This window comes from Acinetobacter amyesii, assembly GCF_023499985.1.
Lineage (GTDB): Bacteria > Pseudomonadota > Gammaproteobacteria > Pseudomonadales > Moraxellaceae > Acinetobacter > Acinetobacter amyesii.
Map to the genome: position 1 here is coordinate 151,848 of NZ_JAMCOU010000039.1, position 12,644 is coordinate 164,491.

At 42.2% G+C, this 12,644-nt stretch carries 9 protein-coding genes; all 9 read right to left on the reverse strand.

Features of this window, described 5'->3' with window-relative positions; genetic code table 11:
* Nucleotides 1-23 precede the first annotated feature (23 nt).
* Complete coding sequence (gene gltB, locus M5F03_RS15950) at nt 24-4,499, reverse strand: glutamate synthase large subunit (protein ID WP_180024288.1); 4,476 nt, start codon at nt 4,497-4,499, stop codon at nt 24-26.
* Nucleotides 4,500-4,944: 445 nt separating this feature from the next.
* Entirely contained in the window at nt 4,945-5,784 is an 840-nt protein-coding gene (locus tag M5F03_RS15955; protein WP_180024287.1) for a hypothetical protein, read from the reverse strand.
* Between the two features lie 7 nt (nt 5,785-5,791).
* Nucleotides 5,792-6,874: a 3-dehydroquinate synthase gene (gene aroB / locus M5F03_RS15960; protein ID WP_180024286.1), complete on the reverse strand. Its 1,083-nt coding sequence runs from the start codon at nt 6,872-6,874 to the stop codon at nt 5,792-5,794.
* 14 nt (nt 6,875-6,888) lie between these two features.
* Complete coding sequence (aroK, locus tag M5F03_RS15965) at nt 6,889-7,434, reverse strand: shikimate kinase AroK (protein ID WP_078189378.1); 546 nt, start codon at nt 7,432-7,434, stop codon at nt 6,889-6,891.
* A gap of 36 nt (nt 7,435-7,470) precedes the next feature.
* The gene (locus M5F03_RS15970; protein WP_249708923.1) at nt 7,471-9,585 is read right to left on the reverse strand and encodes a type IV pilus secretin PilQ; all 2,115 of its coding nucleotides are present in this window, start codon (nt 9,583-9,585) and stop codon (nt 7,471-7,473) included.
* A 61-nt stretch (nt 9,586-9,646) separates the two neighbouring features.
* Nucleotides 9,647-10,174: a pilus assembly protein PilP gene (locus tag M5F03_RS15975; protein WP_078192530.1), complete on the reverse strand. Its 528-nt coding sequence runs from the start codon at nt 10,172-10,174 to the stop codon at nt 9,647-9,649.
* A complete protein-coding gene (locus M5F03_RS15980; RefSeq protein WP_078192531.1) occupies nt 10,171-10,893 on the reverse strand; it encodes a type IV pilus inner membrane component PilO in 723 nt (240 codons plus the stop codon). Before M5F03_RS15980 ends, M5F03_RS15975 begins: the two co-directional genes overlap by 4 nt.
* Nucleotides 10,890-11,576, reverse strand: coding sequence for a PilN domain-containing protein (locus M5F03_RS15985; protein ID WP_180024285.1), 687 nt, complete (start codon nt 11,574-11,576; stop codon nt 10,890-10,892). The genes M5F03_RS15980 and M5F03_RS15985 overlap by 4 nt, the downstream gene beginning before the upstream one ends.
* Nucleotides 11,576-12,634, reverse strand: a complete 1,059-nt coding sequence (locus M5F03_RS15990; RefSeq protein ID WP_078192532.1) for a pilus assembly protein PilM — start codon at nt 12,632-12,634, stop codon at nt 11,576-11,578. Before M5F03_RS15990 ends, M5F03_RS15985 begins: the two co-directional genes overlap by 1 nt.
* Nucleotides 12,635-12,644: the final 10 nt, after the last annotated feature.

Consider the following 12,644-nt stretch of genomic DNA (forward strand, 5'->3'; position numbering starts at 1 on the left):
CTATCAAATCTGCAGTAGTGGAATTATTGTGGATCAGCTTGAGTTGTTTTCAACAAAGTCTGCAAATTAGCAGCTTTTGGTTTCACAAGCCAGAATTTGCGGCTATAGAAGTCAAACTCGTTGCGGATCTTATACGCCCAAGCACTACCTGTTTCTTTAATATGTTCATCTAAGATACGGCACAAGAACTCTTTGTGTTCTTCCATCGATTCTGTAGAGATACGGTTCAATTCAATCAGTTCGTGGTTGTAATGGTCAACAAAGTCATTGTCGAGGTCGAGCACATAAGCGAAACCGCCTGTCATACCCGCACCAAAGTTATGACCCACTTTACCCAATACAGTCACGATACCACCCGTCATGTATTCACAGCAGTGGTCGCCTGCGCCTTCAATCACGGCAAACGCACCTGAGTTACGCACAGCAAAACGCTCGCCTGCTGTACCTGCAGCAAACAATTTACCGCCTGTTGCACCATACAAACAGGTGTTACCAATAATCGCAGTATTTTGCGTTTGGAACGGTGAACCTTTCGGTGGGAAGATCGAGATACGACCACCAGCCATACCTTTACCCACGTAGTCATTCGCATCGCCTTCTAGGCTGATGTGTAAACCGCCGGCGTTCCAAACACCCAATGACTGACCTGCAGTCCCTGTTAATTTAACTTTAACAGGGTGCGCTTCCATACTGAGGTTGCCATAACGTTTTGCAATCTCACCCGAAATACGCGCGCCAATTGAACGGTCACAGTTACCAATTGTGAAGCTATATTCACCGCCTGTGCCTGCTTCAATCGCTGGCAGCATTTCAGCTACCATTTTCTCAGCCAATAAACCTTTATCAAATGGTGCATTACCTTGTACTTCACAGTACTGTGCTTTGCCTTCAGCCGCAGGATGCGATTGGAGCAATGCGCTCAAATCAAGGTGTGCATGTTTTTCAGTTTCACCCGGAAGCATTTCCAGTAAATCTGTACGACCAATCAAATCTTTGAGGCTAGACACACCGAGTGCCGCCAACCATTCACGGGTTTCTTCCGCAATAAAGTGGAAGAAGTTGATCAGCATTTCAGGCTCACCGATATAGTGTTCCTGACGTAAATGATCTTGCTGTGTTGCAACACCGGTCGCACAGTTGTTTAAATGGCAAATACGCAGGTATTTACAACCCAATGCGATCATCGGTGTAGAACCAAAACCGAAACTTTCAGCCCCAAGAATCGCTGCTTTCACAACGTCTAGACCTGTTTTCAAGCCACCATCAGTTTGTACACGGACTTTGCCACGCAGATCGTTCACACGTAGCGCCTGATGCGCCTCAGATAGACCAAGCTCCCATGGAGAACCTGCATGGTGAATTGAAGAAAGTGGAGAAGCCGCTGTACCACCGTCATAACCAGAAATGGTAATGAAGTCTGCGTATGCTTTTGCCACACCTGCCGCAATCGTACCAACACCGGGCTCAGAAACCAGCTTAACTGACACCATCGCCTGTGGGTTAACCTGTTTTAAATCGAAAATTAACTGTGATAAATCTTCGATTGAGTAGATGTCGTGATGCGGCGGCGGAGAAATTAATGTCACACCCGGTACTGAGTAACGTAAACGTGCAATTAAGCCATTCACTTTACCGCCCGGCAACTGACCACCTTCACCTGGTTTTGCACCTTGTGCCACTTTAATTTGAAGGACTTCTGCAGAAGTTAGATATGCAGGGGTCACACCAAAACGGCCAGATGCAATTTGTTTGATTTTCGAGTTACGGATAGTGCCGTAACGCGCTGGGTCTTCGCCGCCCTCACCCGAGTTCGAGCGACCACCAATGGTATTCATAGCGATTGCAATAGCTTCGTGCGCTTCAGGTGATAATGCACCTAAAGACATCCCAGCCGAGTCAAAACGTGGCAGAATCTCTTCCACGGATTCAACTTGATCTAGCGCAATCGATTGATCTGTTTTCAGCTTGAATAAGTCACGAATCGTTGCAATTGGACGGTTATTCACTAGCTCTGCATATTCTTTAAAGTCGGCATAATTACCAGAGCGTACTGATTTATGCAGCGCATTAATTACGTCTGGGTTAAATGCATGGTATTCCTTACCGAATACAAATTTCAGCATACCACCTTGATCAATTGGTTTACGTGATTTCCATGCCAAATCTGCCAATTTTTTCAAGTCATTTTCTAGATCAGAGAATGTCGCGCCTTTAATACGGCTCGGTACGCCAGTAAAGCATTTTGCAACCACTTCATCAGAAAGGCCGACCGCTTCAAACAACTGACCGCCACGGTAAGAGGCAACAGTAGAAATACCCATCTTAGAAAGGACTTTCAATAAGCCTTTCTCAATACCTTTACGGAAGTTAGCTTGCGCATGAATTGGGTCACCCAACAATTCGCCTTTCGCGATCAAGTCATTGATCACGTCATAAGCCAAGTATGGATAGATCGCAGTCGCACCGAAACCAAGAATCACCGCAAACTGGTGTGCATCACGCGCCAAACCAGTTTCGACAATGATGTTGGCATCTGTACGAAGACCCACATTGATTAAATAGTGGTGAACCGCGCCAGTTGCCATCAATGCATTTGCAGGTAAGAAACCTTGACGGATTTTCTTATCAGACAATACAAGCAATGTTTTTCCGTCGCGAATCGCTTGTGCAGATTCTTCACAAATACGCGCGATGGCAGCTTCTAAGCCTTCATCTTCTGCATAGTTCAGGTCGATATCTGCAATCTCGTAACCTTTACGACCAAGTGTACGGATTTGATGCATTTTCGAATTTGACAGTACTGGGCTTGAAATGATCAGACGATCTGCATGCTCTGGACCTTGTTCAAATACATTTTGTTCACGGCCGAGGCATGTCTCTAACGACATTACGATCGATTCACGTAATGGATCGATTGGCGGATTCGTAACCTGAGCGAACTGCTGACGGAAGTAGTCAGACACATGCCGCACCTGACGAGACAATACTGCCATTGGCGTATCATCACCCATTGAACCCACGGCTTCCTGACCGCTTTCAGCGATTGGACGAAGCAATTGGTCACGCTCTTCAAATGTCACCATGAACATTTTTTGTGAAGCTTTCAGGTCATCGCCTTTTAAGCCTTGGTCACATAAATATTCTTCGAGCTCTGGACTGCCTTGCACACGTACTGAGTTTTCACGTAACCACTGACGGTACGGACGCATACGTTTGAGGTGATTACTCACATCTTGAGTATCGAGCATTTTGCCGGTAAAGGTATCAATCACCAAAATTTGACCCGGACCGACACGGCCTTTAGACACAACGTCTTCTGGTTCATAACCCCAAACACCAATTTCTGACGCCAAGGTGATGTAACCATTTTTAGTAATTACCCAACGTGCTGGACGTAAACCATTACGGTCAAGCATACAAATCGCATGACGACCATCTTGAATTACCAGACCTGCTGGACCATCCCATGCTTCCATATGTTTCGAGTTGAATTCGTAGAATGCACGTAAGTCCGCATCTAAAGTTTCAACGTTTTGCCACGCTGGTGGAACCAACATACGTAGCGCACGGAACAAGTCCATACCACCACCAACAAGGATTTCCAGCATATTGTCTAAGCTTGAAGAGTCCGAGCCTGTACGGTTCACGATTGGATTTAGCTCAGTTAAACCCGGCAATAATGGGTTTTCAAATTTTGGTGTACGTGCCATCGCCCAGTTACGGTTTGCGGTAATGGTATTGATCTCACCATTGTGTGCTAAGTAACGGAACGGCTGAGCCAATGGCCAACGAGGCAAGGTATTAGTTGAGAAACGCTGATGGAATACAACAATGTGTGACTTTAAACGCTCATCAGCAAGATCGGTATAGAAATCAGCAATGGCTGCTGGCATCATCAAACCTTTATAGCTGATCACAGTTGAGCATAAAGTGGTTACATAGAAGTATGGGTCAGCAGTCAGCTGTTGTTCTGCACGACGACGTGCCATCACCAACTTACGGTTGAATTCAACCTCTGAAACACCCATTGGGCAATTTACGATAATTTGTTCAAATGCAGGCAATGACTGCATCGCGATTGAACCCAACGCATCGTTATTGGTTGGCACAACACGCCAAGCGATGACTTTACAACCTTCGTCTTCGATTTCTTTGGTTAAAATTTGTTTTGCATGTGCGGCTAATGCAGGGTCTAGGTTTAGAAATACCGTACCCACAGCAAAGATTTCACTCAATGTAATGTCACTGAGTTTTTTCGCTTCTTCACGGAAAAATTCTTTGGGCATAGCAAGGAGTAGACCGCAGCCGTCACCGGTTTTACCATCTGCGGCAATACCACCACGGTGGGTCATACAACTTAAACTATGCATTGCGGTTTTGACGAGATCATGGCTTGCATCACCCTGCATATGGGCGATTAAACCGAAACCACAGTTATCTTTAAACTCATCCGGTTGGTATAAACCTTGAGCGGGAGCTACAGTATTAGGCGATGGCATGTGCATAGCGTACCCTTCTTTTCTTTACAGCTCTTTCGAGCACTTAACAAACTAATTTCTTGTTGCGATTCGTCTTAACTTACTCACATGAATTGTTCTGTCGAGCAAAATTATTTCTTATTCACACCCTTAAGATAAACCGAATTCATCTTAGATGCATGAATAAAAGTCAAATTTTCTGCTTTTGCAGTTCAGATCAGGGATAACGACTGGATTAATGACTTCGCACTTTTATCGAATCATTTTCGCGCCAAAACAGGGAGAAAAGTTCAATTTACGCACCAATTAAGCAATTTACATGCCAACTTGATGCATTTTCTCCTAAGATGGCTGATTACAAACATTTTTTAGTTATAACAAATAATTTAAATTGTTCTTTTATAATTTTATGCACTTTTTCTGTGCAGTTTAGACTTTTCCTAAGACATCTTGCGCTATTTTAGAACTAATTGAATGGATCGGTTACTTCTTGCTCTACCGGTGCAGGTTTTGGACGTGGTGCATCTACACTACTTTGTGATTTTTGCACATCAATCACATTCCCTTCAGCATCACGGCGAGTCACCGTAGTACTTGTTGTTGCATTAGCTGGAGTTGTTACCGACGCTGCAGCCGCTGCTTTTCGTGCTGCGATTTGAGCTTCATCAATTTTCGGTAAAGGCACAGACTTTAATTTAACAGCATATAACTTTTGACTCGACGACATTTCTTCCGCGCCTAAGTCATTCACATATGCTTGATATTGTTTAAATTCCACAACCTTAGGTTTAATTGATGCAGGCAAAGCAATATTGAGGCTCGACATTGCAGTTTTCGCATCATTTTGAGACGAATATGGTCCTGTTAAAATGACGTATTGCTCAGGATGGTCTTCACCAGAAAGACGTAGATAAATAAATTTGTGACGCTCAGGCTGCTTGCGTAAGAAGCTTTTTAAAATATCTTCTTCAGAAACCCTAAATAATTCAATACCATAAAGCTTGACAGAATCATTGATAAATTTAGTGCCGCGAAATTCTGGTTCATGTTGAGCCGTAGCAACCACACGGGTCGTCATATCAAGCGGACGCACTTCGTCATTTAATGCACCAAGATGGGACATTGCTGCCACTTTCTCTGGCTGAATTTGTAAATCGACTTCGGTTTCCGCTTGTTTTTCAACTTCAACCAATTCTTTGGTATCTGTAATCGCCCAAAAAACCAATGCAGCGAACAGACACACAGCTCCACCCACCAACCATGTGTAGTGATGAACTTTTTGCCATTGAGACTGCCGCGCTGCCATGATGTACCTACTCTGCCTGATTTGCCAAAATTGCCTGTTTCATTAATTCGACATCAAACTCTTTGGTGATGATGGCCTGACCTAATGATTTCAGTAAAATAAGTCGTAATTGCCCATTCAATACTTTTTTATCATGGGACATATACGCCAAAAATTCCTCTAGCGGAATTTTAGGACAAACTATCGGTAATTGTGCACGTAAAATGATTTTTTTTGTACGCTCTAAATCTTCAACTGTGATCCAGCCCATACGATGGGACAAATCTGCAGCCATCACCATCCCTGTTGCAACGGCTTCGCCATGTAACCATTCACCATACCCCAAGTACGATTCAATCGCATGGCCAAAGGTATGACCCAAGTTTAATAACGCACGCTCACCTTGTTCTTTTTCATCATTGGCCACAATACGCGCTTTATGGGCACATGAACGATAAACCGCTTCAGCCAACAAAGTTGCATCACCTGCAACTAAAGCATCCATATGCTGTTCAAGCCAAGTTAAGAATTCAACATCACCCAACAACGCATATTTGATCACTTCAGCCAAACCTGCAGAAAGTTCACGCGCTGGCAAAGTTTTTAATTGCGCCATATCCGCAAGAACCACTTGGGGTTGCTGAAAGGCACCAATCATGTTTTTACCTAGTGGATGGTTAATCCCTGTTTTGCCACCAACACTTGAATCCACTTGAGAAAGTAAAGTCGTCGGTACTTGAATAAAATACACACCGCGTTGATAGCATGCAGAGGCAAAACCGGTCATATCTCCAATAACACCACCACCTAATGCCAAAACCGTACAATCGCGGTTAAAGCCTGCTTCGAGCAAGGCATCAAAAATTAAATTCAAATGGTCTAAATTTTTATACTTTTCACCATCAGGCAAAATACATGTCGCAACAGTTTTCCCTACTGCCTCAATTGCTTCTACATAATGTTTTAAATAGAGCGGGGCAACTGTGGTATTAGAGACAATCATCACTTGTTTACCCTGAATATAAGGCTCAAGTAAAGTTTGTGGATTAAGGTCACTCCCAATAAAAATAGGGTAGCGACGATCACCGAGTTCAACATGTAAGGTTTGCATGAATTTAACCTTTTCTAACGAGATATATTTTGTGAAACAATTAAATTAAAAATTTTTTGCGCAAGATCTCTCGCCGCACCTTGATTGGTTTCAATAATATAGTGGGCGACTTCACGATAAAGAGGATCACGGGCAGCCAATAAATCTCGTAGCTTTTGCTCTGGATTTTCCACTTGAAGAAGTGGGCGATTTTTGTCGCGGTAGGTTCGTTGTAACTGAATTTCCACCGGAGTATATAGATAAACAACAATACCTCGTTGTTTTAAAAATTCACGATTTGGGGGCTGAGTCACAGCACCACCGCCAGTCGCCAAGACCAGTTGTTTCTTTGCAGTTAACTCATCAATGACATTCGTTTCACGACTTCTAAAGCCTTTTTCCCCTTCCTTTTCAAAAATCCAAGGAATGGTCGCACCTGTTTTACGTTCAATTTCATGATCACTGTCTAGAAATTCACGTCCTAACAATTCTGCTAAATGTCGCCCTACGGTTGTTTTTCCTGCCCCCATTGGCCCTACCAAATAGATATTTGGTAGGGTTTCAAACTCTTTGCTTGGCAAGGAGTCACCTATTTCTTTTGTTAAATTGAAAATATATTAATGATTTCTGGTAACACTGTCATTAACAATTCGCGGAGTAACAAAAATCAGTAACTCATTTTTTGCATCGCTTTTCATATCTTTACGGAATAAGCGACCCACATAAGGAATATCACCTAAGAACGGTACTTTAGTTTGCTTACTTTGTGTTTCCTGATTAAAAATACCGCCGAGCACAACAGTTTCACCATTGTTGACTAAGACATCGGTATTAATTTCATTTTTATTCAGGATGATTTCACCATTTTGTGCATATCCTGCTGGTGAGTCGCTCTTGATATTCAGCTTCATTTGCACTTTACCATCTGGAGTAATGCTAGGCGTGACATCCAGACTTAATAAAGCTTCTTTAAACTCGGTAGAAGAAGTCGCATTTGAACCTGTACCCGTTGTGGTTTGATATGGAATTTCTTGACCTGATGCAACTTTGGCGGGTTGTTTATCCGCTGTCAGTACTTTTGGTGTAGAAATGACTTCACCATAACCATCTGCTTGTAAAGCAGAAAGCTCTAAATCCAACATAAAATCAGAAAGACTAATTAAGCCGAACGCAATTCGACTGGCACCTGCAGTAGTCACCCCTAAGTCCACGTTTAAGTTACTTGGACGCTGAATCGTATATTTACCATCATCATCCGGTGTTTTTAAGTCCCAAAGCGTAGTATCACTACCACCCACCAATAAATGGTCATTTTGGTTAATCCCTTGAGACAAGAGACCCCATTTCACACCCATTTCTTTGGTAAAGTCAGTAGATGCTTTTACAATACGTGCTTCAACCATGACCTGCTTGACTGATACATCAAGCAAATCCACCATCTTACGAATCTGATCAATGTTTTGCGCGGTATCATTAATAATCAGTGTATTTGTACGCGTATCTGCAGAAATCGTTCCGCGTGGACTTAACAAATTACCCCGATCATCATCAGCATTATTACTATTATTTGACGAACCGCTATTACCCGCAGTTTTAGACTGCGTAATCAGCTTCTCTATCTCAGCAGCTTTTGCATAGCTTAACGTTAAATATTCAGTCTGTAATGGTGCCAACTTCATACTTTGACGTAAGGCTTTTGCTTCTTCTTCTTCCGCTTTAATCAACTCAGATACAGGCGCAATCCAAATCACATTACCATTACGACGTTTGTCCAAATTCTTGGTTTTCAATACGATATCTAGTGCTTGATCCCAAGGCACATCTTTTAAGCGAAGTGTAATATTTCCTTGAACCGTATCAGCAGCAACCATATTGATTTCGGTAAAATCAGCCAAAAGTTGCAGCACACGACGTACTTCAATATCTTGGAAGTCTAATGAAATCTTCTTACCGGTATAATGATTGGCAGCTTTAGGACGTAATGGATTCTTATCTTCCGGACGTTTCAAACTTACCGTTAATTTATTATCAGTTTGGTACGCCATATATTCATAGCTGCCCGTCGACTGAATGGTAATCACACCATTACCGCCATCATTATGTGCATCCACCGTTGCAACAGGTGTTGCAAAATCATTGACATTTAAACGGCGAGTCAAATGTGCAGGTACTTTATTGCCTAAAGTACGGATCACCACTTTACTGCCTTGCTGTTGAACATCAACGGGAGTATTTCCACCCAGTAAATCAACAACAACTTGACCTTCACCATTAGAACCACGGTGGAAACCAATATTTGAGATGCCCTGTTGCTGACGTTGTGCTACAGGCTGTACATAATTTGCAGCTTGTGCAGAGTTGATTTTTAAAATAAAGGTATTACCTTCAACACGCGTGGTAAAAGCGCCAGCATTGGCTAAATTCACAGTTAAGCGCGCACGTTGTGCATCCGAACTCACATCCACAGTGCTCGCTTCAGCCGTTGCAACAGGAATTGAACTTTGTTTTAAATTTTGCTGTGCTTTATCAAAGTCTAAAACTAGTCGTGATGGTTGATCGAGTTGATAAGCTTGTGGTTGCGGCGGCAAGCCATTAAACATCACGCGAATTTCAGTCCCTTGACCTAGAATTTGCATTGGTACCACATTGGTTACACTCACCTGAGCATTGGCAACTTGCATCATCGCCATTGCAACAGCCCCCATCGAAAACTGACGAAACACATGATTCATTGTATTGCCATCCCCAAAAATAAAATCTTGTACACTATTCTTCATTTTTATTCCTTTAAGCTTAAGGTGCTGGTCCAATTAATATGAGACTTCTAGGACGCTCTACATATCCTTCTCGCCCATCCGGAATAATCTCAATCAAATCAATTTGCGTCGGGGTAATATTTACCACTCGACCATGATTGAGCCCCATATAACTTCCACGTTGAATACGCTCAACTTCACCATCAGGTGTCTGAATCAAGGCTAGTATTTGCCCAGATTGGTTACGCATACTACCCTTCATATTCAGGGTTTCGAGTGCATAACTCTCCAAAGGTTGAGGCTGACGGCTCAAGTTTGGATAAACACGCTTACCTGCCATGATTTTAAGTTCTGCTGCCAAGGAACTTGGCAAGAACGGACTTTTTAAAGAATGCGCCGCATAATTAAAAGTTTCGACAGGTACAAAATCTGGCGCAGGTTCAATCGCTAGTGGAGCTTGATTGCGTATATTTGCCATCTCTTGATTGACCACATCAATACGTGATTCACAACCAGCCAATACAAATCCAACCATCACAGAAAGTGCCAATTTATTCATTTTCATTTTGGAGCCTCCTGTGTGCTTGCTGAATCTGCAGCTTTCGCAGCACTTTCAGTATTCCCTTCATAACGATATGTTTTTGCAGAAATCACATAGTCAATTTTTGGAATATCTGAGTTCTTTTCTTTATTTTCAGTTGCTGTAATCGTTAAATTATGCAAAGTCACAATCCGTGAAAGCCCCGCAATGCTACTTACAAATGAACCAAAGGCGTGGTAATCACCTGTTGCCTCAATATGAATTGGCTGTTCCGTAAAGAACTCTTGCTTCACTTCAGGCTCAAGACGAATAATTTTAAATTTCAATCCAGAATTCACGCCTGTTAAGTTGATATCTTCAACCAAACCTGGAATTTCAGTTTCTTTCGGCAATTGTTCTAATTGTTGATTAAAACGTGCTTCCATATCCTGCAACTGCAGCTGATATTGTTGCAAATTACGTAGTTTTGAATCTTTTTCACGAAACTCATTTAACAAATTTTGTTCTTGTGCATTGGCACTTGAAATAGCTTCAATCTTGCCTTTAATCGCCAAGAAATAGCCCAAAATTGCCACAAGGATAATGATAAAAATCCAACATGTAATTTTGACTGAAATTGGCCAACTACCATAGTTATTCGGATCTAGCGTATTGAACTGCTGTACAAACTTATCAAAAGTCATTTTCTTTTTCGGAATGACCACAGCATCTTGATTCAATTGTTCAAATTCATCACGACTCATTTTGCAGCCTCCGGAGTTGGTTTTGCTGCAGTTTGTGCGTCAGATGTTTGCGCCGATGAAGCTGACTGTCCTGCATTTACTGCTGGATCATTAATGGTCGGCTGCGCAATTTGCTCCAAATCAGCAGTCACAGTAAATGCACCATAAGATTCTTCTACGCGAGGAACCACTGACGTCGGCGCTTTGTCTTTTTTCTCTTCCGCCACAAGGAATGAGCTCATGAAGGCATTACGATACCAAGGTGATGCTTCCAAATTACGCAGTAGATCTGCAACAGTGTTTGGACTTTCCGCACGCCCTTCGATCATAAATTTGTCGCCATTACGTTCAAATTTTGTGATGTACATATTGGCAGGTGTCACACGAACCAATTCATCTACAAGATGTACAGCAATTGGACGTTGACCTTGTAAGCCTTGAATCAACTTCATTCGTTCAATAATGGCATTACGCTGTTCTTGTAAACCATCCAAAGACTTTAATTGAACATCTAAGTTTTGGTTATGACTGATAATCAATTGGTTCGCTTGTTCTTGATCTTTTAATTTGTGATCAAAGTACAACCATGTTAAACCAACCCCAATTACCCCAATTAAGAAAGCCCCAATACAAAGTGCAATAAATTCTTTTTTTCGTTTCTCTCTTAGCTCATCACGCCAAGGGAGCAAGTTAATTTTTGCCATTAATCAAAACTCCTCAATGCTAGACCGCATGCCACCATGAGTGATGAGGCATCATTTTCAATTTTTTTAATATCAATTTGAGGTGAAAAACCCATTTGCAAGAATGGATTGGCAATCGTGACGCGGTAACCCAATTTTTGTTGAAGTAATTTTGCAAGCCCCGGAATATTGGCATTCCCCCCTGCCAATAAAATATGGTCAATTTCGTTGAACTGTGAAGATGAGAAAAAGAACTGTAAAGAACGTGCTGCTTGTTGAACGACAGCTTCTAAGAAGGGTTCTAAGACTTCGATATCATAATCATCTGGCAAGGCACGTGTTTTTTTCGCACGACCAGCTTCTTCGAAAGACAATGCATAGCGATTTTGAATTTCCTGTGTCAATTGTTTGCCACCAAACACTTGCTCACGGGTATAAATCACTTTGTTATTCTGCATGACAGATAAGGTTGTCATACTATGACCAATATCTAAAATACCCACGGTATTCACACCCATTGGCAAAGTATCTGAGAAAACTTTAAATGCATTTTCAATTGCAAAGCTTTCTACATCACCAATTTTTGGTGTAAGACCAGCAAGCTGAATGACTTCCGCACGCGCTTCAACATTTTCAATACGCGTAGCGACAAGCAAAACATTGACACGATTTGGGTTGGACAGACGATCTGGCAAGACCTCAAAATCAAGGCTCGCTTCATCAAGTGGGAACGGAATATATTGCTCAGCATCATCACGAATCTGAATTTCACGTTCATCATCGTTCATATCTGCGTCCATTTCGATGATTTTTGTAATCACCATCGACGTTGGAACCGCCAAAGCTGCATTAGTGGTCTGCGTATTGGCCAAATTAATTGCGCGCTCTAAACAGTCACCGACAGCTTCCGGATTCAATATGTTCTTTTCAACAACACTTCCTTCTGGTAATGGCACCAAAGCATAGCTTTCTACCCAATACCGCCCACTCTTTACAGAAAGTTCCAAAACCTTAACAGAAGTCGAACTAATATCTACTCCTATTAACCCCTTATTTGGCTTACGATATAACCTGAGCACAATATAATTC

Excerpts from the sequence above, each read along its gene's own strand:
- gltB (WP_180024288.1), bottom strand. The coding sequence starts at position 4,499 with ATGCCATCGCCTAATACTGTAGCTCCCGCTCAAGGTTTATACCAACCG.
- M5F03_RS15955 (WP_180024287.1), bottom strand. The coding sequence starts at position 5,784 with ATGGCAGCGCGGCAGTCTCAATGGCAAAAAGTTCATCACTACACATGG.
- aroB (WP_180024286.1), bottom strand. The coding sequence starts at position 6,874 with ATGCAAACCTTACATGTTGAACTCGGTGATCGTCGCTACCCTATTTTT.
- M5F03_RS15970 (WP_249708923.1), bottom strand. The coding sequence starts at position 9,585 with ATGAATCATGTGTTTCGTCAGTTTTCGATGGGGGCTGTTGCAATGGCG.
- M5F03_RS15975 (WP_078192530.1), bottom strand. The coding sequence starts at position 10,174 with ATGAAAATGAATAAATTGGCACTTTCTGTGATGGTTGGATTTGTATTG.
- M5F03_RS15980 (WP_078192531.1), bottom strand. The coding sequence starts at position 10,893 with ATGAGTCGTGATGAATTTGAACAATTGAATCAAGATGCTGTGGTCATT.
- M5F03_RS15985 (WP_180024285.1), bottom strand. The coding sequence starts at position 11,576 with ATGGCAAAAATTAACTTGCTCCCTTGGCGTGATGAGCTAAGAGAGAAA.